Genomic DNA, 23,079 nt, shown 5'->3' on the forward strand with positions numbered 1-23,079 from the left:
AGCCCGAGCCGAGGTCTGACTCTACCGGACGCCGACCGGTGTCCCCAAACCGGGTCGACCCGTCACAGGGCCGCCCGCAGGCGGTCCAGGGACCGGGTCCGACCGAGCAGCTCCAGCGACTCGAACAGCGGTGGGGAGATGCGGCTGCCGGTGGTGGCGACCCGCACCGGACCGAAGGCCAGGCGCGGCTTGAGCCCCATCTCATCGACCAGCGCCACGCGCAGTGCGCCCTCGATCGTGGCGCACGACCACTCCGTCGTCTCCCCGATCGCCTCCAGGGCAGCAAGTGCGGCACCGACGACCTGGCGACCCTTGTCGTCGAGCTGCTTGGCACGGTCGGTCTCGTCGATGCTGAACGCGTCCTCGTCGACGAACAGGAAGCGCAGCATCGCCACGGCCTCGGTGAGCAACGAGATGCGCTCGTGCACGAGCGGGGCGGCCGCGGTCAGCGTGGCGTGCTCGTCCGCCGTGATGGGCTCGTGGACCAGCCCGGCGGCCTGCAGGTGCGGTGCCAGCCGGACACAGAGCTCGTCGACGTCCAGCAGCCGCACGTGGTCGCCGTTGACGGCCTCGCACTTCTTGAGGTCGAAGCGTGCCGGGTTGGGGTTCACCCGTGAGATCTCGAAGGCCGGCACCATCTCCGCCAACGTGAAGATGTCGCGCTCCACCCCGTCGACGGAGGGCAGCGACCAGCCCAGCAGCGCCAGGTAGTTGAGCAGTCCCTCCGGCAGGAAGCCCTGCTCGCGGTAGCCCAGGAGGTTGGACTCCGGGTCGCGCTTGGACAGCTTCTTGTTGCCCTGGCCCATGACGTAGGGCAGGTGCCCGAACCGGGGGATGAAGCCCTGGCCGACGCCGATCTGCGCGAACGCCTCGTACAGCGCGATCTGCCGCGGTGTGGAGGAGAGGATGTCCTCGCCGCGCAGGACGTGGGTGATGCCCATGAGGGCGTCGTCGGTGGGGTTCGTCAGCGTGTACAGCGGCTGACCGTTGGCGCGCACGATGACGAAGTCCTGGACGTTCTCGGCACCGAAGGTGATGGGGCCTCGGACCAGGTCGTCGAAGGTCCAGTCCTTGGCCGGCATCATGAAGCGGATGACGGGCTGGCGCCCCTCGGCCTCGTACGCCGCCTGCTGCTCGGAGGTGAGATCGCGGTGCAGGCCGTCGTACCCGCTCGGGCGGCCGGCGGCACGGGCGGCGTCACGGCGCTCCTGCAGCTCCTCGGCCGTGTCGTAGGCCTTGTAGGCGAGGCCGGCGTCCAGCAGGCGCTGGGCGACGTCGGCGTAGACGTCCATCCGCTCGCTCTGGCGGTAGGGACCGTTCGGTCCGCCGACCTCGACGCCCTCGTCCCAGTCCAGCCCCAGCCAGCGCATGACGTCCAGGAGCAGCTCGTAGGACTCCTGGTTGTCGCGGCTGGCGTCGGTGTCCTCGATGCGGAAGACGAACCGACCGCCGTGATGGCGCGCGAAGGCCCAGCTGAAGAGCGCCGTGCGGGCCATCCCGACGTGCGGGTTGCCCGTCGGGGACGGGCAGAAGCGCGCGACCACCGGGGCGTCGTCCCCGACCGTGGGGACGGTCCCCGTGAAGGACTCAGTCATGGGGGACCACCTGGTTCGTGAGGGTGCCGATGCCCTCGACCGTCACGCTCACCCGATCGCCGGCGACCATGCGACCGACTCCCTCGGGCGTCCCGGTCAGGATGACGTCGCCGGGCAGCAACGTCATGAAGCTGGAGACGTACTCGATCACGTCGGCCACGGAGAAGACCATGTCCGACGTCCGGCCGTCCTGGCGCTGCTCACCGTTGAGCTCGGTGCTGACGCGCAGGTCGGCGGGGTCGAGGTTGGTCTCGATCCACGGACCGAGCGGGCAGAAGGTGTCGAAGCCCTTGGCGCGGGCCCACTGACCGTCGGAGTGCTGCAGGTCGCGCGCGGTGACGTCGTTGCCGACGGTGTAGCCGAAGATCACCTTGGGCGCGTCCTCGGCGGAGACGTCCTTGCAGATGCGGCCGATGACGACGGCGAGCTCGCCCTCGAACTGCACGTCCTCGCTCTGGTCCGGGTGCACGACGGGGTCGCCCGGGCCGACGACGGTCGTGTTGGGCTTGAGGAAGACCAAGGGGCGCTCGGGGACGTCGTTGCCGAGCTCCGCGGCGTGCGCGGCGTAGTTACGGCCCACGCCCACCACCTTGCTGCGCGGGATGACCGGCGCGAGCAGGCGGACGTCGTCGAGCGGGACCTTCTGGCCCGTGAGCTCGAAGCCCGCGTAGAGCGGGTCGCCCTTCAGGACGGCGATGGTGGGGACGCCGTCCTCATCCCCGACGACCCCGAACTGGGGGTCGTCCTCTCCGGCAAACCTGGCGACACGCACGAGCCCGAGCCTACCGAGCGAGGCCTCGGCCGCGCCGGGCCGGGCGTCCGGGGCCGTGCGGCTAGGGCACGCTGACGGACTCGATGACGATCGGCTCGGCCGGTGGTCCGTCGGGCGCGCCGCCCTGCGCACCGACGGCGGCCACCTCGTCCAGCACCTCGAGCCCGGCCTCGTCGATCGTGCCGAACACGGTGTAGTCGGACGGGAAGTCGGAGTCGTCGAAGTTGAGGAAGAACTGCGAGCCGTTGGTGTCGGGGCCGGCGTTGGCCATCGCGACGGTGCCTCGCGGGTAGGCCTCGTCGCCCTCGAGCTCGTCGGCGAAGGTGTAGCCGGGCCCGCTGCCACCCGTGCCGGTGGGGTCGCCGCACTGCACGATGCCGTAGGGCACGGCGCTCGGGTCCGAGACGCGGCTGCAGGGCCCGTCGTCGAAGTAGCCCTGCTCGGCCAGGGACGTGAACGAGGTCGCCGCACAGCGGGCCTCGGGGTCGAGCGTCACCGTGACGTCGCCCTGCGCGAAGGTGATCACCGCCGTCTCCGCCGGCTCCGCGTCCTCGGCCGGGGCATCGACGTCCTTGGCGACCGGGCCCGACCCGGGCATCCAGCTGCAGGCGTCCTCGGCCGGCTCGGGGTCGTCGCTGCCGCAGGCGGTGAGCAGGCCGAGGCAGGCGACGACAGGGGCGAGGAGGACGAACGAGGGGCGGCGCATGGGGTGAATGCTAGAGCGGGTCTCCACCACCGCCTGCACGGGCACCGGGCGGTGAGTGGCTGGTCCCACGAACCTCGCGCCGGTGGCGGAGTCGTGGAATCGGGTCCGATTCCACGACTGACTCACCGCTCGGCAGGGACGAGCAGGGGTCACGAGACCCGCGCGGCGACCACCCTCGACCGCTCCAAGGCGGGGTCGTCGGGGTCCGGGCCCCGCTCACGCCGGACCTCGGTGAGCCCGGGGAGAGCGAACTCCGCGCCCGCCGGTCCGATCACCACCAGCAGCCCGCCCTCGGCAACGGTGTCGGCGAGTGCCGCCGTCACGCTCGGGTCGAAGGTGACGACCAGGGCGAAGCGGCCGTGCCACGGTTCGGGCAGGGCGTCCGCGGCGACCTCGACGTGGTGGACGCGCGAGAGGTCCTCCCCCACCCCGAGGACGAAGACCTCATAGCCGAGGGTCGCCAGGTGGATCCCCTCGGGCGTGACGTCGGGGCCGGCCACCAGAGCCAGGAGGCCGTCGCCCGCGGCCCCGGCCTCGGTGGTCCAGTCGGTCAGGAGACGGCGCGGCGAGTCCCCGTCGCGTCTCATGCGGAGCACCTCATGCGGACCCGAACCGTCGCTGGCGACGGGCGTACTCCTCGACCGCGGCCCACAGCGCGAGCCTGTCGACGTCGGGCCAGGCGATGTCGGAGAAGACCATCTCGGCGTACGCCGACTGCCACGGCAGGAAGTTGCTCGTGCGGTGCTCCCCCGACGTGCGCCAGAACAGGTCGACGTCGGGCAGGTCCGGCTCGTCGAGGTAACGGGCGAAGGTGCGCTCGGTGATGCGGTCAGGATCGACCCGCCCCGCCTTGACGTCGCGGGCGAGGGCCGCGGCGGCATCGGCGATCTCGGCCCGGCCCCCGTAGTTGACGCACATCGTCAGGCTCAGGACGTCGTTGCGGCGGGTGAGCTCCTCGGCGTGCTCGAGCTCGTCGATGACGCTGCGCCACAGCCGGCGGGGCCGTCCGGCCCAGCGCACACGGACTCCGAGGTCGTGCATCTCGTCGCGCCGGCGGTGCACGACGTCGCGGTTGAAGCCCATCAGGAAGCGCACCTCCTCGGGGGAACGCTTCCAGTTCTCCGTCGAGAACGCGTAGACCGAGACGGCCTCGATGCCCAGCTCGATGGCGCCCTTGACGACGTCGAGCAGGGCGAACTCGCCCATCTTGTGTCCCTCGGTGCGGGGCAGGCCCCTCGCCTTGGCCCAGCGGCCGTTGCCGTCCATGACGACGGCGACGTGGCGGGGCACCTGCTCGGGCGCGAGGTCCGGTGGCATGGCACCCGAGGGGTGCGGCTCGGGCTGCTTGGGCTCGCGCGGTCGCGTGCGGCGCGGGGTGCGGGCCATCAGCGGTCCACGTGGCTCAGGGAGCGCAGCCCGCGCTCGAGGTGCCAGGACAGGTAGGAGCTGACGAGGCCGGTGGCCTCACGTCGGGAGCGGTCGTCGGTCTCGCGGACGACCGGCCAGTCACCGGCGAGCAGGGCGGCGAGCAGAGCCACGGTGGGAGCCCCGGGCGCTGCCGATCCGGGGACGCGGCACACGTCGCACAGCATGCCACCCGACGCGGCGTGGAAGTGACGGTGCGGTCCGACCGTCCCGCAGCGCGCGCAGCCGTCGAAGCTCGGGGCGTAGCCGGCGACGGCGAGCGCCCGCAGCTGGTAGGAGTCCAGCACCCAGGCGGCGGAGAGCTCCTGGCCCGTCAGCGCACGCAGCGCGCCCACGAGGAGCTGGTACTGCTGGACCGCGGGCTCCCCGTCACCCTGCACGAGGCGCTCGGCCGTCTCGAGCATCGCGGTTCCGGCGGTGTAGCGCGGGTAGTCCGCGCCGAGGTCGCGAGCGAAGGCGGAGATGGTCTCGACCTGCGTGATGACGTCCAGGCTGCGGCCCTCGGCCAGCTGCAGGTCCACGTGCATGAAGGGCTCGAGCCGACCCCCGAAGCGCGAGGAGGTCTTGCGCACACCCTTGCCGACGGCGCGCACCAGTCCGCGTTGCCGGGTCAGCAGGGTGATGATGCGGTCCGCTTCCCCGAGCTTGTGCGTGCGCAGCACGACACCTTGGTCCCGGTAGAGGCTCACCCGTCCATTCTGCCGTGTCGCGGGGCTCCGACCACGACGGACACCCTCGCTGGCGTCATCGGCCTGCGGAGCGCTCGGCCTCGTACAGGTCGTAGGGGTCGTGCAGGGGTCGACCCAGCTGCTCCTGCAACCAGGTGGCATCGCGCCGGCTTCCTCGCTGCGAGCCGTCGGCGGTGCCGTCGCTCGTCAGGTTGGAGGCGAAGATGCCGGCAGCGGACTTGGGCAGGAAGTCCTCGTAGACGATGGGCTCGAGCGCTCCGTCCGCGGTGCGGGTGAAGTAGGCGAGGTCCTGCGCGTCGAGCTCGGCCTCGGTGGAGGGAAGCGCCGTGATGCCCTCGGCGTCGTGGAGAGCGCGTCCCTGCGGGGTGAGCGCCACGGCGCGCGCCTCCACCTCACCGAAGCGCACGCGCAGGTGGCCCGTGGTGATCGAGCCGTCAGGCTCGCGGAAGGTCCGCGGCTCGTCGAGCGCCCGGAAGGACGTCTGGCGCAGCAGCACGTCGACCGGAGCGGCCGGCGGGCCCTGGATCCGGTCGATCATCGTGATCCCCCGGTCCTGCATCCGGCGGTAGAGCCCATCGATGTCGAGCACGCGCGGGGTGAGGTGGTTGATGTGCGTCGTGGTGACGCCACCGATGTCGGCCGCGACGCTGCTGATGATCTCCAGCTGCTCGTACCACGCCCGGTCGACGGGCTCCTCGGACAGGGCGAACGAGGAGGTGGCCAGCTCCAGGAACCGGTCGGCGTCGTGCGCCGACAGGGCACCGTCGGCCTCCATGCGGTCCGCGAGCACCAGCAGCTCGGTCGGAAAGAGGCTGCGGGCGTCGAGTCGCTCACGCAGCTGCGCCTCGGTCCGCTCGTCGAAGAAGCGACGGTCGTCCACGACGAGCATCGAGGTGAAGACGCGGAACGGGTTGCTGGCCAGCTCGGCACGGTCCACCGGACGGAAGGCGGTCGAGACGACCGGGACCGGCGGGGTGGCCTCACGCAGGTCGTAGAAGCCCACCGGCTGCATCCCGCACGCGCCGAAGACCCGCCCCACCTGCGCCATCTCCTCCGGCGTGCCCACCCGGATGGCCCCGTGCCGCTCGGCCGTGACGCGCTCGATCGTGCCCAGGCGCTCGGTCTGCTCCCCCAGCCGCTCCAGCGCCTCGGCGTTGATCTGCTCGCAGACCTCCACGAGCGTCGTGTAGGCCGGGACCTCGGTTCCGTAGAGCACCGACAGCGCACGGGCGAGCGCGGCGCGCAGCCGAGTCGGCCTCACCCGCTCGGGGGTGGTCACAGGAACTCGACGCCCTGGGCGAGCGGGAGCTCGGTGGAGTAGTTGACGGTGTTGGTGGCGCGTCGCATGTAGGCACGCCAGGCGTCCGAGCCGGACTCGCGCCCGCCGCCGGTGTCCTTCTCCCCGCCGAAGGCCCCGCCGATCTCGGCGCCGGACGGACCGATGTTGACGTTGGCGATCCCGCAGTCGGAGCCGGTCGCGGACAGGAACGTCTCGGCCTCCCGCACGTCGAGCGTGAAGATGGCCGACGACAGGCCCTGCGTGACGTCGTTGTGCAGGGTGATGGCCTCCTCGAGCGTGGCGTAGGACAGGACGTACAGCAACGGCGCGAAGGTCTCGGTCCGCACGATGTCGGTCTGCTCGGGCATGTCGACGATGGCCGGGCGGACGTAGCTGCCGCCGCTGACGCCCTCGGTAGCACCGCCGCCGGTCACGAGGGTTCCACCGTCGGACTCGGCCTGGCCGATCGCGGCGTCGAAGGCCTCGGCGGCGCGTGCGTCGATGAGCGGCCCGACGAGGGTCGAGGCTTCCAGCGGCGAACCGACGGGCAGGGTCTCGTACGCTGCGGCGAGACGCTCGACGAGGTCGTCCTTGATGCTCTCGTGCACGATGATCCGCCGCAGCGACGTGCACCGCTGGCCGGCGGTGCCGACGGCCGAGAACACGATGCCCCGCACCGCGAGGTCGAGGTCGGCGCTCGGTGCGACGATGGCGGCGTTGTTGCCGCCCAGCTCCAGCAGGCAGCGCCCGAGCCGCGACGCGACGCGAGGAGCGACCTCCCGGCCCATCCGCGTGGAGCCGGTGGCCGAGACCAGGGCGACCCGCGGGTCGTCGATCATCGCCTGACCGACCTCACGCGCCCCGAGGACAAGCTGGGCGAGGTCCTCGGGAGCCCCGGCGCGCCGTGCCGCCTCCCTGGCCAGGGCGTGGCAGGCGAGGGCCGTCAGCAGCGTCTTCTCCGACGGCTTCCACACGACGGCGTCACCGCACACGAACGCCAGCGCGCTGTTCCACGACCACACGGCGACCGGGAAGTTGAAGGCGCTGATGACCCCGACGACGCCCAGCGGGTGCCACTGCTCCATCATCCGGTGCCCTGGCCGCTCGGTGGCGATCGTGAGGCCGTGCAGCTGGCGGGACAGGCCCACCGCGAGGTCGCAGATGTCGATCATCTCCTGCACCTCGCCCAGGCCCTCGGAGAGGATCTTCCCGGCCTCGATGCTCACCAGCGCGCCGAGGTCGTCCTTGTGCTCGCGCAGCAGCTGCCCCAGCTCGCGGACCATGACTCCGCGCACGGGCGCCGGGACGCTGCGCCACTGCTCGAACGCCGAGCGTGCAGAAGCGACGGCTCCGGCCACGTCCTGGGCCGAGTGGGCGGGCAACCGCCCGATCCGCGACCCGTCGATCGGGGAGGTGCAGTCCAGGCCCCCGCTCGCGTCGTCCACGAAGGGGTCCCCCGCTCCGAGTCGTTGCAGGATCTCCCTGGCTCGGGTGCTGACGTCGGTCATCGGGTCACCTTTCCGTGGTCGGCGAAGAGTCGGCCCGAGGTGGTGCCGAACAGGTCTGCGAGGCGGATGTCCTCCTGGCGCACGAAGCCGGCGTGCGGGAGCACACCGTCGGCCACGAGCTCGACCACGCTCACCGCCGACGCAGCCGTGGTCCAGCTGATGGCTCGCCAGGTGCGGCCGTCGATCTCCAGCGGCGCGTAGCCACGGACGTAGTTCTCCCGGAACGACTGGCCGTCCTTGCTGCCCTCGACGGCAGCGTGCAGATAGACGACGTCGTCGTTGACCGGCGGCTTGGCCTCGACGAGGATGCGGCCGACGTCCTCGCGACGGTCCCGCAGGTTGAGCTCCTCGAAGAGGAAGTGCATCTGCTGGAAGTGTCCGGGGTAGCGCAGGGTCTTGTAGTCGAGCCGGTGCACGCGCCCCTCGAAGGTCTGGCACATCGTGCCCAGGCCTCCCGAGGTGAGCGCCGCCTCCAGCTCGATGCCCCCGATGAAGACCCGTTCCTTCTCGGACATGGCCGGCACCATCTGGCGGCGTCCGGAACGCAGGACCTCGCAGTCGTTGAGGTACTCGTTCACGACCCCCTCGGCGGACCAGTTGAAGGCGTAGCCGAGAAGGCCGGTGGGATTCTGCGGGAGCGCGCCGACCTTCAGCTCGATCGAGCGGATCTGCTCGAAGCCCTCGGCCAGGGAGGCCCCGACGATGCCGATCAGCCCGGGCGCGAGACCGCACTGGGGCACGAAGGCGCTCTCGGGGCGCTTCTGCGACAGCTCCAGGACGCGGTTCGTCGTGGGAACGTCCTCGGTGAGGTCGAAGTAGTGGGCGCCGGTGTCGTACGCGGCCTCGGCCACGGCGATGTTGAGGTGGTAGGGCAAGCAGGAGACGACGGCGTCCACGTCGGTCAAGGCCTTGCGCACCGCCTCGGCGTCGCTGACGTCCACGGCGTGCGCGGCGAAGCCGAGTGCCTCACGTGGGGCGGCGTCGTACCCGACGACGGTGAAGCGCGCGCGCGTCAGCAGGTCGGCGACGAGCTCACCGACCTTGCCCAGGCCGAAGACGGCGACCTTCTCGATGGACCGGGCCACGGGTGCTGCTCCTTCGTCGTCGGGCTGCTGCGCCCATCTTGACCGCTTAGCCCCCGCCAGGTCCACCATAAGTCTTGCTAATGTCTCGGGCATGCCTCGACGTCCCCTGCCCGACCCGTCCCGGCTACGCGTTCTCGTCGCGGTCGCCGACCACGGGTCCATCGCCGCGGCGGCCCGGGCGCAGGACGTCACCGCGTCCGCGCTCTCCCAGCAGCTCACCCAGCTCGAGCGCGAGTGCGGGCTCCCACTGCTGGAGCGGCTCCCCCGCGGTGTGGCCCTCACGGCGGCCGGGGAGGTCCTGGTGGAGCGCGGGCGCGCCGTCGTACGAGCCCTGGAGGCCGCCCGATCCGACCTGGACTCCTTCGACGACCTCGTCGCCGGACGGTTGCGCGTGGGCACCATCGCCTCCGCGGCCGCCGCCGTCGTGGTCCCGGCGCTCGCGCGTCTCACGCACGAGCACCCCGGTGTGGACCCGTCCGTCATCGTGCTGGAGCCCCAGGCCAGCCTGACCGCGCTGCTGGAGGGGCGGCTCGACGTCGTCCTGTTCGATGCCTACGACCACGCTCCGATGGCGATCCCCGCGCGGGTCACCGCGACACCACTGCTGGTCGAGCCGCTCGTGCTGGTGAGCGACCGGCCCCTCCCCGACGGAGCCCGCCTGAAGGACCTCGCCGACGAGCCCTGGGTGATCCCTCCCCCGGAGGCCGCGTGCGGGCAGGCGGTCCGGCACGCGTGCCGCCAGGCCGGGTTCGAGCCCACCGTGCGGTGGCAGACCGACGACCTGCAGCTGCTCGGCGACGCCGTCGCCGGCGGACACGGCATCTCGCTGCTGCCCCGACTCGCCGTCGGGCCGCGTGAGGGCCTGCACCTCACCGAGCTGGAGCGCCCCGGCCCGCGCCGCCCCGGACGCCCCGGCCTCTCCCGGGAGGTCCGGGCCGCCGCACGCGCCGGCGAGCTCGACCGCCCGCTCGTCGCCGCAATGGTCCAGGCCCTGCAGCGAGTGGCGCAGACCTGACTCCGAGTGGCGCACATCCGTGCGACACGCCGTCTCGAAAGCGCAGATCTGCGCCACGCCCCCAAGCACTCCGCTGCGCTCCGTGCAGGGAGGGACCCCCAGCGGAGGTCCGGGTCAGGCGGTGGGGATCGTCGTTCCCTCGGCGCGGTTGGCGGCCGAGACCACGGCGCGCAGCGAGGCCATGACGATGTTCTCGTGGATGCCCACGCCCCACACGATCTCACCGGAGATCTCGCACTCGACGTACGCAGCCGCCTGCGCGTCACCGCCGGCCGACAGGGCGTGCTCGGAGTAGTCCAGGACGCGGATGTCCGCCCCGGCCTGGCGCATCCCGTCGACGAACGCGTCGACGGGCCCGTTGCCCTCACCCTTGAACGAGCGGTGCTCGCCGCGCACGACGAGGTCGACGACCTGCTCGTCCCGACCGTCCGCGGAGGTCGTGGAGCTGAACGTCACCAGCGAGTACGGCTCCTCGCGGTCCAGGTAGGCGGAACGGAACGCGCTCCAGATCGCCGTCGGCTCGATCTCGCCCGCCTCGCCCTCGGTGAGCTCCTGCACCGTCCTGCTGAACTCGATCTGCAGACGTCGCGGGAGGTCGATCCCGTGCTCGGACTTCAGGACGTAGGCCACACCGCCCTTGCCGGACTGGCTGTTGACCCGGATGACGGCCTCGTAGGTGCGACCGACGTCGTGCGGGTCGATCGGCAGATACGGAGCCTCCCACTGGACCTGCGAGACCGGCACGTCCTGCTCTGCGGCTCGGCGCTCCAGGTCCTCCAGGCCCTTCTTGATGGCGTCCTGGTGGGACCCCGAGAAGGCCGTGTAGACGAGGTCGCCTGCGTAGGGGTGGCGCGGGTGGACGGGCAGGTTGGTGCAGTACTCCACGGTGCGACGGATCTCGTCGATGTCGGAGAGGTCGACCTGCGGGTCGACGCCCTGGCTGAACAGGTTCATGCCGAGGGTGACGAGGTCGACGTTGCCGGTGCGCTCACCGTGCCCGAACAGGCAGCCCTCGACCCGGTCGGCGCCCGCCATGAGCCCCAGCTCGGTGGCGGCGACAGCCGTGCCGCGGTCGTTGTGCGGGTGCAGGCTCACCGCCACGTGCTCGCGATGATCGACGTGCCTGCCGAACCACTCGATCTGGTCCGCGTAGGTGTTGGGCGTGGCCATCTCGACGGTGGCGGGCAGGTTGAAGATGATCTCGCGACCGCCCTCGGGCTGCCAGACGTCCGAGACGGCATTGCAGACCTCCACGCTGAACTCCAGCTCGGCGCCGGTGAAGATCTCCGGGCTGTACTGGTAGCCGAACGCGGTGTCGGCCATGTTCGCCTCGGCGTGCTTCATCACCAGCTCGGTGCCGCGGGTGGCGATCGCCCGGACCTCGTCTCGCGAGGCGTTGAAGACGACGCGCCGAAACAGCGGGGCCACGGCGTTGTAGAGGTGGATGTTGGCCCGCCGGGCCCCGGCCAGCGACTGCGTCGTCCGCTCGATCAGGTCCTCACGGGCCTGGGTCAGCACCGAGATCGTGACGTTCTCAGGGATCACGTCGTCCTCGATGAGCGAGCGCACGAAGGCGAAGTCCGTCTCGCTCGCGGAGGGGAAGCCGACCTCGATCTCCTGGTACCCCATCTGGATGAGCAGGTCGAACATGCGACGCTTGCGCGCCGGCGTCATGGGGTCGATGAGGGCCTGGTTGCCGTCGCGCAGGTCGGTGGACAGCCAGCGGGGCGCGTGCGTGATGCGCTGCGACGGCCACGTGCGATCCGGCAGGTCGATCGGCTCGAAGGCTCGGTAGCGCCCGAACGGCATCGGGGAGGGCTGCTGGGGTGAGATGGGGTTGTTCTGCATGATGGTCGGATCCTTCTCGGGGTTCTCGTGTCGCGGTCGGCCATGACGAGACTCCGCGCCGAGGGGGTCCGACCTAGCAGACCTCGACGCGGCAGAGAAGAAGCAGGTTCGCCAGCCGCATGCGCCAACCCTAGCACCGGGTCGACGTCGCAGGCTGCCCGATGTCGACGGCAGGCGGGGCCGGGGTCGCCCGGATACGCTCGACGCATGGCTGATGCGCTCTCCACCTCCGGGTCCTACGTCCACTCCGGCGAGGAGTTCGAGCGCGACATGGACTACATCCCCGACCGGATCACCCGGACCGGAGGTGAGCCCGTCGACCACCGCGCCGGCACCGGCAAGGAGAGCCCCGCGGACGCGCCGCGCTGGCCCGTGGAGGCCGACCGCTACCGCCTCGTCGCCGCGAAGGCCTGCCCGTGGGCCACGCGGGCGATCATCGTGCGCCGCCTGCTCGGCCTGGACGGCGTCATGGGCCTCGGGCTCGCCGGGCCCACGCACGACGCGCGCAGCTGGACCTTCGACCTCGACCCGGGCGGTGTCGACCCGGTCCTGGGCATCGAGCGGCTGCAGCAGGCCTACCTCGCCCGCTACCCGGACTACCCCAAGGGCATCACCGTCCCGGCCGTCGTGGACGTACCGTCCGGCGAGGTCGTCACCAACGACTTCCCGTGGATGACCCACGACTTCTTCTTCGAGTGGAGCGACCACCATCGCGACGGCGCCCCGGACCTGTGGCCGGACGAGACGCGCGAGGAGATGGAGGACGTCATGCAGCGCGTCTTCACCGAGGTCAACAACGGCGTCTACCGGTGCGGTTTCGCCGGCTCGCAGCAGGCCTACGACGCTGCCTACGACCGGCTGTGGACGGCGCTGGACTGGCTGGAGGAGCGACTCTCCACGCGTCGCTTCCTGATGGGCGACACGATCACCGAGGCGGACGTCCGCCTGTTCACGACCCTCGCCAGGTTCGACCCCGTCTACCACGGTCACTTCAAGGCCAACCGTCAACAGCTCGCCTCGATGCCGGCGCTGTGGGGCTATGCGCGCGACCTCTTCCAGACCCCGGGCTTCGGTGAGGCGACCGACTTCGGCCAGATCACGGAGCACTACTACGTGGTCCAGACCGACATCAACCCGACGCAGGTCGTCCCGAAGGGACCCGACCTCTCCGGCTGGACCACCCCGCACGGGCGCGAGCAGCTCGGTGGCTCGCCCTTCGGCGACGGCACCCCGCCGGCCTGACCGGCCGGCTCAGGGGCGTCGACGCACGAGTGATCTCGGCAGCCACCGGGCGCGAAGACGCTCGAGCACCGTGCCGCGCCCTGCGAACGTCGCGATGAACCGTCTCGCCTGCTCGGGGTGCGCAGCCACCTGCGAGCCGGGCCGTCCGTAGCGACGCCGCTCGACGTCCTCCACGAACCTCGCGAGGTCACCCGGGTCACCCGGCTCGCCCGCCAGCCGTGCTCCGAAGCTGCGGGGCGTGTCGGTCCGGCTCACCACGACGCCGTGGTCGACGGCCGCGGCCCGGAGCTCGCTCCACCACGCCTCCGGGTCCTCCGTGGCCAGACGCCGTCGACGCTGCACGGCTCGGGCTGCGGCGGGCGCCAGGACGAGCACGAGCAGGAGGCCGCCGACGCCGGCGAACGCACCCGGACTGCCGGGAGCCTCGTCCGAGGTCTGCTGGGCGGCCGACTCCGCCTCCTCCTCCTGCGACCGCGCGCTCTCGTCCGGAGACGTCTGCTCGCCGTCGTCCGGGGCCGCCGAGTCGGTCTGCGGCTCGGCGAACTCCGTCGGGGAGCCGACTGAAGGCGTCGGCTCGAAGCCCACCCATCCGACGCCCTCGAAGTACAGCTCCGGCCAGGCGTGCAGGTCATCGGACGTGACCTCGTAGACCTGCTCCCCCTCCTCGAAGCCGATGGACCGGCCGGGCGCGTACCCGACGACGACCCGGGCGGGGATGTCGAGCTCCCGGGCCATCACGGCCATGCCGGAGGAGAAGTGGACGCAGTACCCCGAGCGCTCCTGCAGGAACTCCTCCAGCACGCGAACGCCGTTGCCGTCGTAGTCGCCGGCCACCGGAGCCGTCTCGGAGTACTCGTACTCGGTCTGGAAGTGCTCCTGCAGGGCGAGGGCGCGGTCGTAGTCGTTCTCGGCCCCGGCGGTCACCTCACGGGCCGTGCGGGTGACCAGCTCCGGGACGTCCCGGGGCAGGCGGAGGTAGTCCTGCATGCCGGGGCGGAAGGGCTCGGGGAGGGCACGCATCTGCTCGGCGGTGGGCTGCACGTCCAGGCTCGAGACGGTGTACTGCTCGTCGCTGGATGCGGTGGACTCAGAGCTCAGCGTCTGGCCGACCGGGTTCCACCCCCACTCCCGGGAGAGCCCGCCGACGGCCGTCGCCGGGTACGGCGAGGGCAGCATCGTGCTGCGCAGCTCCTCGATGGAGATCGCGGTCTCCTCCGAGGGGGCGTCGATGTCCGGCCGGATCGACACGGCGCTCTCCGGCCGGCCCAGTGCTCCCCGCTCGACCGGGCGCCAGGTCCGGCCGTTGAAGTCGCGCAGGATCGCCACCCGCAGGTACGGGGGGTCCTGCAGGTCCGAGGTGTAGGTGGCGGCCACGCTCGTCGCGCCTCGGCGCAGGTTCTGGCCGAGCTGCAGCATCGGGTTGATGCCCTGCCCGAAGACCTCCGGCGGCGGATTGCCCCAGTCGCGCGCGACCGCAGTGACGTCGGGCAGCGCCGGCGGCACCACCACCCCGGCGAGCAGCCCGGCCGCCCCCAGGACGGCTGCGGCCACGGGGCCGGATCGGGCCCCGGGCCCGGACCGCCGGCTCCACAGGACGGCGAGCCATGCCGCCGCCGGGGCCAGGAAGCTGACGAGCGACGGCGCCAGCCCCGACACGAGGGCCGGAGCCACGAAGACGGCCGTGAGCAGTCCACCGAGGAGCATCGGACCGTGGCGGCGTCGCACGAGGGCCGCCGCCACCACCACGACGGCCAGGAAGGCAAGAACGATCACGAGCACGACCGGCCGGGCCGCCGGGGCGGGCGCGGCCTCCTCCATGATGAAGACCTGGGCACGGTCCAGCAGCGTCCGCAGCCCCACGAACGACGACGCGGTGGGCAGGACCCCGAACGCCAGCGTCTGGGGGACGAAGAGCCAGATGGTGGTCAGGAGCCCGACGGTCAGCTCCAGGGGTGCGATCCAGCGCAGGCCGAGCCAGCGCGCCACGGCACCGACCAGGAGGACCGCGGCGACGACGGTCATCGCGGTCCACCACCACGAGCGCCCCTCGACGACCGTGCTGTAGCCGAGCAGGAGTGCCCCGAGGGCCACGGCGATGGCGAGGTGGTCGAGCCACGGTCGGGCGCCGCTCCCGGCCACGGCGACACCGCGGGCGCCGCGCTCAGGACGCAGCACGGCCAGCACCTCCGCGGGTCTCGGCCCAGAGGGAGCCGACGTCGTCACCGGGAGCGTAGGTCGCCACGTTCCAGCCGGCCGTCTCCAGGGAGTCCAGCACCTCCGAGCGCGTGGACCGGGACGCGAACGCGGTCACCGTCGAGCCGGCGAGTGCCCTGGTCCAGGCCAGCGCGCGGCCACTCTCCGGCCTGCCGAGCAGCACGATCACGCCACGCTCCGCGACGCGAGCGCTCCCACGATCGACCTCCGCCCCGGTCGTGGGCTCCAGGACGGCCAGGTCGAGCAGGACGTCCTCGAGCGCGTCCCCCTGCTCCGCGACGCGCCGCTCGAAGGCACCCAGGGCGCGGACCGTGACGGCGCACCCCTGGCCCGCGAGATGGGTGACGAGGGAGGCTGCGGCGCTCACGACCCACTCCAGGTCGGGGGCGAAGTCCCACACGCCGCGATGGTCCTGCACGGTGCCGAAGGAGATGTCGTCGGTGTCCAGCACGACGGCTGCCCGGGGGTCGTCGTGCTGCTCCTCCTGCCGCACCATGAGCTCGCCACGATGCGCGGTGGCCTTCCAGTGCATGCGCTTGAGGGCATCACCGGGCAGGTAGGAGCGCGCGACGACGTCGTCACTGCCCAGGCCCGCGTGCTGCGGCGCGGGCCGACTCGCGCCGTCACGGTCCGACACCAGCGACCCCCCGGAGACGACGTCGGATCGCCGGGGCAGCACGATGACCTCCTCGCGCTCTCCCACCGCCAGCCGCCGGGTCACGAGGCCGAAAGGGTCCTCGACGTCCATGGCCAGCGGACCCACCCCGTGGCGACCCCGCCGCAGTCCGTGCAGGTCGTAGGACACGACGGCGCTCGGCTCCGGCCCCCCGCTGCCGCTGAGCCCGGGGACCCAGCCGCCGGCCTCGCCGGTGAGGCCCGCGGAGAGCGTGTCGCGCCAGCGCGAGGACAGGCAGGGCAGGCTGCGCACGTTCGTGATGCGTACGGTCGCGCGGGACGCCCTGCCGGGCGTCACGACCTCGGGGTCGAAGGTCCGCTCGATGCGCACCCGGGAGTGCCCGGCGACGACGAACAGGGCGGCGAGGACCACCAAGCCCAGCAGCAGGCCCGTCACCTGCTGCAGCGCGGGCAGGGACAGCAGCGGAGCGGCCACGAAGGTGCCAGCGGCGACCACGAGGAAGCCGACGCCGCGCGACGTCGGTCGGACCGACGTACCGGCCTCACGCAGCCGGCGACGCCACCGTCCCAGCCGTGTCGGCCCGGCACCCGCGACGGTCACCGGGGCTCGACGGCCCCGGTCGGGACGGGCGTCTCGGCGATGATCCGACGGACCGACTGCTCCGCCGACGCGGCCCCCCGCATCGGCACCAGCCGGTGCGGCAGGACCAGGGGGACGAGGGCGACGACGTCGTCGGGCAGCACGAAGTCGCGGCCCATGACGAAGGCACGCGCCTTGGCGGCACGGACGAGCTGCAGCGTGGCGCGGGGGCTGGCCCCGAGGCGGATCTCGGTGTCGACCCGCGTCGCCCGGGCGATGTCGACGCAGTAGCGCTCCACCGCCTCGGACACGTGGACCGCCCGCGCCCGGGCGATCATCGTGCGCAGCTCGTCGACGCCGACGACCGGGCGCAGCAGGTCCAGAGGATTCTCGGCGTCGCGCTCGCGGACCATCTCCAGCTCGGCGGAGGCGTCCGGGTAGCCCATCGAGATGCGGGCGGTGAAGCGGTCCCGCTGCGCCTCGGGCAGGGCGTACGTCCCCTCCATCTCGTACGGGTTCTGGGTCGCGATGACGGTGAAGGGCCGCTCGAGGTGATGGGTCTGACCGTCGACGGTGACCTGGCGCTCCTCCATCGCCTCCAGCAGGGCGGACTGCGTCTTGGGCGAGGCTCGGTTGATCTCGTCGCCGATGACGATGTTGGCGAACACGGCGCCGGGCTTGAACTCGAACCCACCGACCTGCTGGTTGTAGGCGGAGACGCCGGTGACGTCGGAGGGCAGCAGGTCCGGGGTGAACTGGATGCGACGCACGGAGCAGTCGACGGACCGGGCCAGGGCGCGGGCCAGAACCGTCTTGCCGACGCCGGGAACGTCCTCGATCAGCAGGTGCCCCTCGGCCAGGAGGACCACGAGAGCCGTCTCGATGACCTCGGGCTTGCCATCGACGACCGACTCGATGTTCTCGAGGACCTTCCGCGTGCTGCTCATCGTGCTCCTCGCGCCGGTGGGGACAGGATCCATCATCACCCGCCCCGTCCAACGATGCAGGCCACTGGAGAGTTTCCGTCGCGGTCGACAGACACCCTCGAGCCGCTACCGTCGAGAGCATGTCCCGGCTGCTGATCGTCCATCACGCCCCGACGCCCACCGTCCGCCGACTCGCCGACGCGGTCGTGGCGGGCGGGAACGACGACGCCATCGAGGGCGTGGAGGTCGTGGTCCGCGAGGCGCTGGAGGCCGACGCCGACGACGTCCTCGGCGCCGACGGCTACGTGCTCGGCACGCCCGCCAACTTCGGGTACATGTCCGGCGCGCTCAAGCACTTCTTCGACACGATCTTCCTGCAGGCGGGTGGGGCCCTGGGTGAGGACGGCTCGGCGTCGGGTGGGCCGGAGGCACGCAAGCCGTTCGGGCTGTGGGTCCACGGTCGCTACGACACGACGGGGGCGGTGCGCTCGGTCGAGAGCATCGTCCAGGCCCTCGGCTGGACGCAGTCCGCCGAGGTCCTGGAGGTCCTCGGTGACGTCGGTGACGCCGAGGCAGAGCAGGCCCACGAGCTCGGGGCCACCCTGGCGGCCCTCCTGATGGACTGAGAGGTCGGTCGGGCTGGGCCGCTCAGGCCCGGGCGACGTCGCCGAGGGCACGCCCCAGCACGGCCACGCCCTCGTCGATCTCCTCCTCGGAGGCGGTGAGCGGCGGCGCGAGGCGGAGCACGGCACCCATGCCCGGCAGCTGCACGATGTTCATGTGCAGCCCCAGCTCCAGGCACCGGCGGGTCACGGCGGCCCCGAGGGCGTCCGAGCTCTCCTTGGTCTCGCGGTCGTGGACCAGCTCCACCCCGAGCAGCAGCCCACGCCCCCGCACGTCTCCGATGGTCGTGAAGCGGTCGGCGAGCTCGCGCAGGCCACCGACCAGGCGCTCACCCAGCTCCGCGGCCCGGACGTCGAGCCGATCGCGCTGCAGCACGTCCAGGACGGTGAGGCCGACGGAGGCGACCAGCGGGTCCGAGACGTGCGTGGTGAAGAACAGGAACTCTCGCTCGTGGGCGACCCGCTCGATCTCCTGCGACGTGACCACGGCGGCCAGGGGCAGTCCGGCCCCGAGCGTCTTGGACAACGTCAGGAGGTCGGGCACCACGCCGTCGCGCTCGAAGGCGTACCACGCGCCCGTGCGGCACAACCCGGTCTGCGCCTCGTCCAGGATCATCAGCATCCCGCGCTCGCGGCACTTGGCCTGCAACGCAGCCAGGTAGCCGGGAGGCAGGTCCAGCAGACCGCCGGAGGACAGGATCGGCTCGATGATGCAGGCGGCCAGGCTGCCCGTCGACTGCGCGTCCACGAGGTCGAACCCGAGGTCGAGCTGGCGCCGCCAGTCCAGCTCCCCCTCGGCGTCGACGAGGTCCGGCCGGTAGGTGTTCGGTGCGGGGATGGCGAAGTTGCCCGGCGCGGCGGGGCCGTACCCCACCCGGCCGGCGCTGTAGGTGGCGTTGGCCGCGCCGAGCGTCATGCCGTGCCAGGAGCGGGCGAAGGAGACGATCTCGTGCCCGCCGGTGACCAGCTTCGCCATGCGGATGGCGGCCTCGTTCGCCTCGGCACCCGTCGTCAGCAGCAGCACCTTCTCCAGCGGGTCCGGCAGGGTCGCCGCCAGCCGGGTGGCGAGGTCGACCACCGGCGGGCTCAGCATGCCGCTGTAGAGGTGGTCGAGCGTCCCCACCCGCTCGCGCACGGTGGCGACGATCTCCGGGTGCGAGTGACCGAGGATCCCGCTCATCTGGCCCGAGGTGAAGTCCAGGAGACGTCGGCCGTCGCGGGTGGTGACGTGGCTCCCGCTCGCGGACTCGATGATCTCGCGCGTGAACGCCCCGGCGCCCTGGTAGCGAACCAGGTGACGGTCGGCGTCGCTCCAGAAGGCGTCGGCGGTGGACGTGGTCGCGGTGGCGGTGCTGAGTCCCATGACGCCACGCTAGGCCTGCACCGCTGCACACGTCCATCGCACATTTGTTGACAGATCGTTCGGATCTTCCGAACATCGAGTCATGTCACTGCACCCGGGTCGCCTCCGACTGCTCGTCCAGCTGGAGACCCTGGGCACGGTGCGCGCCGTCGCCCTGGCCGTGAACCAGAGCGCCTCGAGCGTGTCGCAGCAGCTCGCCGTCCTGGAGACCGAGGCCGGGACGGCCCTGCTCGAGCGGACCGGGCGGCGCGTGCGACTGACGACGGCGGGGCACGTCCTGGTGGGACGCTCCCGCGAGATCCTCGACCTGATCACCGAGACCGAGGCCGAGCTGCGCGTCCTGGGTGACGAACCCGCCGGCATCGTCCGTGTCGCGGCCTTCCAGAGCGCGATCCACTCGCTCGTGGTCCCGACGAGCACCGCCCTGCGGGCCGCGCACCCGCTCGTGGAGGTCCACGTGGAGGAGCGCGAGCCGCACGAGAGCACCTCGACGCTCCTGCGCGGAGATGCCGACATCGCCGTGACCACCACGGACTTCCTCGACCTGCCGCGCCACCGCGGGATCCACCTCGTCCCCCTCACCACCGATGCCATCGTGCTCGTCGCTCCTCGGGGGCACTGGGTGGAGCGACAGGAGAAGGTGGAGCCGGCCGCTCTGGCAGAGGAGTCCTGGGTCCTGGACGTCGAGGGGTCCTACATGTCCGACCTCACCACGCGCCTGTGCCGCCACGCCGGGTTCGAGCCGAGGGTGGTGGGGCGGCTCAACAACTACCTCCTGACGCTGCGACACGTGGAGACGACCGGCACCGTGGCCCTGCTCCCCGCGCTCACCCTGGACCCCGGGCACGACGTCGTCGCCCGTGAGATCGTGCCCCGGACGGTGCGACGCATCACGGCGGCCGTGCGCACCAGCTCGACCCCGCGGGCCTCCGTGGGCCTGGTGCTGGACGCGCTGCGGATCCGCGCACACCAGCTGCGTGGCGCCTGACCGGCGCGAGACGACATCTGGCGCGCCGGGCCGGACCGTGGCATCCTGCCGACATCCGCACGACGACACCCGGGGGAACGCACGTGACGAAGCAGCTCCGACTGATGGGCGCCGTGCTGGCGGGCGTCGTCGTCGTCATGGCCATGGCGATCTCCCCGGCGCACGCCGACAACCCGGTGATCACCCACCTGGGCGCCGCGGCCAAGTACGTCGACCGCACCGACCAGCTGTGCGCCAAGATCACCGCACCGAACGACAAGCAGTGGGCCGAGGCGCACATCCTCGTGAACGGCGTGCCGCGGTGGACCAAGATCGACCGGGGCAACGGTGACCGGAAGTGGTCGTGCACCCGCAACCTCAGCATTCCCGAGGACGAGCGGTTCACGCTCCTGGTGATGTCGTGCAGCAAGCCGACCAACTCCTGTGCCGGGAAGCGCGTCACGTTCTTCAGCTGAGGGGCCTTGACCCGTCGGGAAGACTGGGCGTGTGACTCTTCCTGACGCGCTGCCGACCCTGACCGCCGGAGCCCACGACGCCGACACCGGCGAGGCGTGCGTCATGGAGTACGTCTCCGTCCTGTCGGGCGAGCCGTGGTCGGACCGGCCCGAGTGCACGCACCCGCTCCTCGCCCACGAGGCACGTACCGCGAACGACCTGCTCGGCGAGCACGAGCGCGCCCGGCTCGTGCCGCTCGTCGGGAGGCTCTTCGGGACGCGCGACGACTCGCCCGAGCTGAGGACGCGTCTGCGGCTGACGCAGGCACGCCAGGTGCTGCGGCTGGTGGAGCCGAGCATGCGGCCGATCGTCGACGTCCACGTGCAGCGGGCCGAGCGTCTGCTCGAGCTCACCGTGCCAGGAGATGACTTTGTGGAGGTCGAGCAGGCGTGGGACGTGGCACGGACCCTGCCGGCCCGCAGTGGGGAGCTCGGCCCGGCCCACGAGTCCCATCACCTCACCGCGTCCCGGATCATGGCCTTCGTCCGCACGCCCGAGCTGGGGGCGGCCGAGGCGTGGGCACTGGTCGCGCTGGTCGCCGCCCATCGGCTCGCAGCCGGCGAGTGCCGGGCCGACTGCGGCGACGAGCGCTCCCGTGCCCTGCGGCAGGTGCGCGACCTCGACGCCCTCCTCGACGTCTACGACGAGGTCACCGGCCGGGTGCCCGACCCCCTCCCCCCGGCCCGGCTGCAGGAGCTCGCCGCACACCTGTGATCCGCGCTGAGTGGGACGTTTCGGGCCCGAGAAACCTCATATGGGGCCGAAACGTCCCACTCAGCGGTGCCGGTGGGTCCAGGCGAGCAGATCGTCCACCGGCCAGGTGTTCACGATGCGCTCCAGGGGGACGCCGAGCTCTGCGACGCGGGCGCAGCCGTGGTCCAGGAAGTCCAGCTGGCCCGGGGCGTGGGCGTCGGAGTCGATGCTGAACAGGCAGCCCGCGTCGAGCGCGAGCCCGATCAGCCGGTCCGGTGGGTCGCGACGCTCCGGGCGGGCGTTGATCTCCACGGCGACGTCGTGCTCGGCGCACGCGGCGAAGACCCGCTTGGCGTCGAAGGTGCTCTGCGGCCGCGCGCCGCGTGAGCCCTCGACGAGCCGCCCGGTGCAGTGCCCGAGCACGTTGGTGTGCGGGTCGCGCACGGCCTTGAGCATGCGGCGGGTCATCGCGATGCTGTCTGCCCGGAGGGCGGAGTGCACGCTGGCCACGACGACGTCGAGGCGGTCCAGCAGGTCCGGCTCCTGGTCCAGGCTGCCGTCGGTGTTGATGTCGACCTCGATGCCGGTGAGCAGCCGCGTGCCGTCGAGCCCGGCGTCGACCTCGGCGACGACGTCGAGCTGCTGAGCGAGCCGCTCGGCGCTCAACCCGTTCGCGACCGTGAGCCGCGGGGAGTGATCGGTCAGGGCCAGGTAGTCGTGGCCCAGGCGCTGGGCCGTCCGAGCCATGACGTCGATCGGCGAGCCACCGTCGGACCAGCTCGAGTGCGTGTGCAGGTCTCCGCGCAACGCGGTGCGGACCGCCTCGCCGCCCGGGGCCAAGGGCCCTTCGCCCCGGGCCCGGAGGTCGGCGAGGTAGCCAGGGACCCGGCCGTCCAGTGCCTGCTCGACCACCTCGGCGGTCCGGGCACCGACGCCGTCGAGCGCGCGGAGCCGGCCGCGCTCGACGAGGTCGACGACGTCGAGGTCAGCGAGCACGTCGGCCGCCCGCCGGAACGCCTGGACCTTGTACGTCGAGGCCCGCTCACGCTCCAGCCAGAAGCCGATCTCCTCCAGCGCCGCCACGGGGTCCATGCACCCATCGTGCCCGCTGGCTACCGTGGATGCATGATCCGACGACACGCCGTGGTGCACGGCCGGGTGCAGGGTGTCTCCTTCCGCGCCCGGTGCGCCGAGACCGCCACGGCGGCCGGCGTCGCGGGCTGGGTGGCCAACCAGCCCGACGGCACGGTGGAGGTGCTCCTGGAGGGCGAGCAGGCTGGCGTCAGCCAGGTGCTCGCCTGGTGCCACGAGGGGTCGGAGCAGTCGCACGTCACGGGCGTCGACGTCAGCGAGGAGCCCCCGGAGGGTCTGTCCGGCTTCGAGCAGCGCTGAGCTGC

22 protein-coding genes are annotated in these 23,079 nt (G+C 72.0%); 7 read left to right on the forward strand and 15 right to left on the reverse strand.

The window, feature by feature from the left end:
* Nucleotides 1-62: 62 nt before the first annotated feature.
* The 9 genes from gltX to ACHAAC_RS00960 all read right to left on the reverse strand — a co-directional run bounded on the left by gltX (nucleotide 63) and on the right by ACHAAC_RS00960 (nucleotide 9,059).
* Nucleotides 63-1,595: a glutamate--tRNA ligase gene (gltX, locus tag ACHAAC_RS00920; RefSeq protein WP_435713975.1), complete on the reverse strand. Its 1,533-nt coding sequence runs from the start codon at nucleotides 1,593-1,595 to the stop codon at nucleotides 63-65.
* Nucleotides 1,588-2,367, reverse strand: coding sequence for a fumarylacetoacetate hydrolase family protein (locus ACHAAC_RS00925; RefSeq protein WP_435713976.1), 780 nt, complete (start codon nucleotides 2,365-2,367; stop codon nucleotides 1,588-1,590). Before ACHAAC_RS00925 ends, gltX begins: the two co-directional genes overlap by 8 nt.
* A 61-nt stretch (nucleotides 2,368-2,428) precedes the next feature.
* The gene (locus tag ACHAAC_RS00930) at nucleotides 2,429-3,073 is read right to left on the reverse strand and encodes a peptidylprolyl isomerase (RefSeq protein ID WP_435713977.1); all 645 of its coding nucleotides are present in this window, start codon (nucleotides 3,071-3,073) and stop codon (nucleotides 2,429-2,431) included.
* A 149-nt stretch (nucleotides 3,074-3,222) separates the two neighbouring features.
* Nucleotides 3,223-3,660, reverse strand: coding sequence for a hypothetical protein (locus ACHAAC_RS00935; RefSeq protein ID WP_435713978.1), 438 nt, complete (start codon nucleotides 3,658-3,660; stop codon nucleotides 3,223-3,225).
* 10 nt (nucleotides 3,661-3,670) lie between these two features.
* Nucleotides 3,671-4,459: an isoprenyl transferase gene (locus ACHAAC_RS00940; RefSeq protein ID WP_435713979.1), complete on the reverse strand. Its 789-nt coding sequence runs from the start codon at nucleotides 4,457-4,459 to the stop codon at nucleotides 3,671-3,673.
* Complete coding sequence (recO, locus tag ACHAAC_RS00945; protein ID WP_435713980.1) at nucleotides 4,459-5,187, reverse strand: DNA repair protein RecO; 729 nt, start codon at nucleotides 5,185-5,187, stop codon at nucleotides 4,459-4,461. Before recO ends, ACHAAC_RS00940 begins: the two co-directional genes overlap by 1 nt.
* Nucleotides 5,188-5,242: 55 nt before the next feature.
* Nucleotides 5,243-6,448 carry a 2-oxoadipate dioxygenase/decarboxylase family protein gene (locus ACHAAC_RS00950; protein ID WP_435713981.1) on the reverse strand — a complete coding sequence of 402 codons (1,206 nt, stop codon included), beginning with the start codon at nucleotides 6,446-6,448 and terminating at the stop codon, nucleotides 5,243-5,245.
* A gap of 14 nt (nucleotides 6,449-6,462) precedes the next feature.
* Nucleotides 6,463-7,974, reverse strand: a complete 1,512-nt coding sequence (amaB, locus tag ACHAAC_RS00955) for an L-piperidine-6-carboxylate dehydrogenase (RefSeq protein WP_435713982.1) — start codon at nucleotides 7,972-7,974, stop codon at nucleotides 6,463-6,465.
* A complete protein-coding gene (locus ACHAAC_RS00960) occupies nucleotides 7,971-9,059 on the reverse strand; it encodes a saccharopine dehydrogenase family protein (RefSeq protein ID WP_435713983.1) in 1,089 nt (362 codons plus the stop codon). Before ACHAAC_RS00960 ends, amaB begins: the two co-directional genes overlap by 4 nt.
* 91 nt (nucleotides 9,060-9,150) lie before the next feature.
* On the opposite strand from ACHAAC_RS00960, the gene ACHAAC_RS00965 reads away from it, so the two are divergent.
* Complete coding sequence (locus ACHAAC_RS00965; RefSeq protein WP_435713984.1) at nucleotides 9,151-10,074, forward strand: LysR family transcriptional regulator; 924 nt, start codon at nucleotides 9,151-9,153, stop codon at nucleotides 10,072-10,074.
* A gap of 114 nt (nucleotides 10,075-10,188) precedes the next feature.
* Here ACHAAC_RS00965 and leuA read toward each other — a convergent pair whose 3' ends face one another.
* Nucleotides 10,189-11,922, reverse strand: coding sequence for a 2-isopropylmalate synthase (leuA, locus tag ACHAAC_RS00970; RefSeq protein WP_435713985.1), 1,734 nt, complete (start codon nucleotides 11,920-11,922; stop codon nucleotides 10,189-10,191).
* 207 nt (nucleotides 11,923-12,129) lie between these two features.
* Between leuA and ACHAAC_RS00975 the strand changes: the two genes are divergently transcribed.
* Nucleotides 12,130-13,164, forward strand: a complete 1,035-nt coding sequence (locus tag ACHAAC_RS00975) for a glutathione S-transferase C-terminal domain-containing protein (protein ID WP_435713986.1) — start codon at nucleotides 12,130-12,132, stop codon at nucleotides 13,162-13,164.
* A gap of 9 nt (nucleotides 13,165-13,173) precedes the next feature.
* Here the strand turns inward: ACHAAC_RS00975 and ACHAAC_RS00980 are convergent, their stop codons facing one another.
* Genes ACHAAC_RS00980 through ACHAAC_RS00990 form a run of 3 tightly spaced genes read right to left on the reverse strand, consistent with a single transcriptional unit; the run spans nucleotide 13,174 to nucleotide 17,541 of the window.
* Entirely contained in the window at nucleotides 13,174-15,339 is a 2,166-nt protein-coding gene (locus ACHAAC_RS00980; RefSeq protein WP_435713987.1) for a transglutaminaseTgpA domain-containing protein, read from the reverse strand.
* Nucleotides 15,326-16,615, reverse strand: a complete 1,290-nt coding sequence (locus ACHAAC_RS00985) for a DUF58 domain-containing protein (protein WP_435713988.1) — start codon at nucleotides 16,613-16,615, stop codon at nucleotides 15,326-15,328. The genes ACHAAC_RS00980 and ACHAAC_RS00985 overlap by 14 nt, the downstream gene beginning before the upstream one ends.
* Complete coding sequence (locus tag ACHAAC_RS00990) at nucleotides 16,612-17,541, reverse strand: AAA family ATPase (RefSeq protein ID WP_435713989.1); 930 nt, start codon at nucleotides 17,539-17,541, stop codon at nucleotides 16,612-16,614. The genes ACHAAC_RS00985 and ACHAAC_RS00990 overlap by 4 nt, the downstream gene beginning before the upstream one ends.
* Before the next feature lie 119 nt (nucleotides 17,542-17,660).
* On the opposite strand from ACHAAC_RS00990, the gene ACHAAC_RS00995 reads away from it, so the two are divergent.
* Nucleotides 17,661-18,146, forward strand: coding sequence for a flavodoxin family protein (locus tag ACHAAC_RS00995; protein ID WP_435713990.1), 486 nt, complete (start codon nucleotides 17,661-17,663; stop codon nucleotides 18,144-18,146).
* A gap of 22 nt (nucleotides 18,147-18,168) precedes the next feature.
* Here the strand turns inward: ACHAAC_RS00995 and ACHAAC_RS01000 are convergent, their stop codons facing one another.
* Nucleotides 18,169-19,506 (reverse strand): aspartate aminotransferase family protein, encoded by a 1,338-nt coding sequence (locus ACHAAC_RS01000; RefSeq protein ID WP_435713991.1) that lies wholly within the window; start codon nucleotides 19,504-19,506, stop codon nucleotides 18,169-18,171.
* Between the two features lie 82 nt (nucleotides 19,507-19,588).
* Here ACHAAC_RS01000 and ACHAAC_RS01005 point away from each other — a divergent pair, with 82 nt between their 5' ends.
* The 3 genes from ACHAAC_RS01005 to ACHAAC_RS01015 all read left to right on the forward strand — a co-directional run bounded on the left by ACHAAC_RS01005 (nucleotide 19,589) and on the right by ACHAAC_RS01015 (nucleotide 21,703).
* On the forward strand, nucleotides 19,589-20,494 hold the full coding sequence (locus ACHAAC_RS01005) for a LysR family transcriptional regulator (RefSeq protein WP_435713992.1): 906 nt from the start codon (nucleotides 19,589-19,591) through the stop codon (nucleotides 20,492-20,494).
* Nucleotides 20,495-20,577: 83 nt separating this feature from the next.
* Complete coding sequence (locus ACHAAC_RS01010; protein ID WP_435713993.1) at nucleotides 20,578-20,949, forward strand: hypothetical protein; 372 nt, start codon at nucleotides 20,578-20,580, stop codon at nucleotides 20,947-20,949.
* 31 nt (nucleotides 20,950-20,980) lie between these two features.
* A complete protein-coding gene (locus ACHAAC_RS01015) occupies nucleotides 20,981-21,703 on the forward strand; it encodes a hypothetical protein (protein ID WP_435713994.1) in 723 nt (240 codons plus the stop codon).
* Between the two features lie 60 nt (nucleotides 21,704-21,763).
* On the opposite strand, the gene ACHAAC_RS01020 is transcribed toward ACHAAC_RS01015, so the two are convergent.
* Nucleotides 21,764-22,774, reverse strand: coding sequence for a PHP domain-containing protein (locus ACHAAC_RS01020; protein WP_435713995.1), 1,011 nt, complete (start codon nucleotides 22,772-22,774; stop codon nucleotides 21,764-21,766).
* Nucleotides 22,775-22,807: 33 nt separating this feature from the next.
* Between ACHAAC_RS01020 and ACHAAC_RS01025 the strand changes: the two genes are divergently transcribed.
* Nucleotides 22,808-23,074: an acylphosphatase gene (locus ACHAAC_RS01025; protein ID WP_435713996.1), complete on the forward strand. Its 267-nt coding sequence runs from the start codon at nucleotides 22,808-22,810 to the stop codon at nucleotides 23,072-23,074.
* The last annotated feature ends 5 nt before the right edge of the window (nucleotides 23,075-23,079 follow it).

Origin of the sequence: Aeromicrobium sp. CF4.19 (assembly GCF_051262555.1) — a bacterium.
Classification (GTDB): domain Bacteria; phylum Actinomycetota; class Actinomycetes; order Propionibacteriales; family Nocardioidaceae; genus Aeromicrobium.

What these genes read in the sequence shown, in the direction of transcription:
- gltX (WP_435713975.1), bottom strand. Translation starts at nt 1,595, where the DNA reads ATGACTGAGTCCTTCACGGGGACCGTCCCCACGGTCGGGGACGACGCC.
- ACHAAC_RS00930 (WP_435713977.1), bottom strand. Translation starts at nt 3,073, where the DNA reads ATGCGCCGCCCCTCGTTCGTCCTCCTCGCCCCTGTCGTCGCCTGCCTC.
- ACHAAC_RS00935 (WP_435713978.1), bottom strand. Translation starts at nt 3,660, where the DNA reads ATGAGACGCGACGGGGACTCGCCGCGCCGTCTCCTGACCGACTGGACC.
- ACHAAC_RS00940 (WP_435713979.1), bottom strand. Translation starts at nt 4,459, where the DNA reads ATGGCCCGCACCCCGCGCCGCACGCGACCGCGCGAGCCCAAGCAGCCC.
- amaB (WP_435713982.1), bottom strand. Translation starts at nt 7,974, where the DNA reads ATGACCGACGTCAGCACCCGAGCCAGGGAGATCCTGCAACGACTCGGA.
- ACHAAC_RS00965 (WP_435713984.1), top strand. Translation starts at nt 9,151, where the DNA reads ATGCCTCGACGTCCCCTGCCCGACCCGTCCCGGCTACGCGTTCTCGTC.
- leuA (WP_435713985.1), bottom strand. Translation starts at nt 11,922, where the DNA reads ATGCAGAACAACCCCATCTCACCCCAGCAGCCCTCCCCGATGCCGTTC.
- ACHAAC_RS00975 (WP_435713986.1), top strand. Translation starts at nt 12,130, where the DNA reads ATGGCTGATGCGCTCTCCACCTCCGGGTCCTACGTCCACTCCGGCGAG.
- ACHAAC_RS00990 (WP_435713989.1), bottom strand. Translation starts at nt 17,541, where the DNA reads ATGAGCAGCACGCGGAAGGTCCTCGAGAACATCGAGTCGGTCGTCGAT.
- ACHAAC_RS00995 (WP_435713990.1), top strand. Translation starts at nt 17,661, where the DNA reads ATGTCCCGGCTGCTGATCGTCCATCACGCCCCGACGCCCACCGTCCGC.
- ACHAAC_RS01000 (WP_435713991.1), bottom strand. Translation starts at nt 19,506, where the DNA reads ATGGGACTCAGCACCGCCACCGCGACCACGTCCACCGCCGACGCCTTC.
- ACHAAC_RS01005 (WP_435713992.1), top strand. Translation starts at nt 19,589, where the DNA reads ATGTCACTGCACCCGGGTCGCCTCCGACTGCTCGTCCAGCTGGAGACC.
- ACHAAC_RS01020 (WP_435713995.1), bottom strand. Translation starts at nt 22,774, where the DNA reads ATGGACCCCGTGGCGGCGCTGGAGGAGATCGGCTTCTGGCTGGAGCGT.
- ACHAAC_RS01025 (WP_435713996.1), top strand. Translation starts at nt 22,808, where the DNA reads ATGATCCGACGACACGCCGTGGTGCACGGCCGGGTGCAGGGTGTCTCC.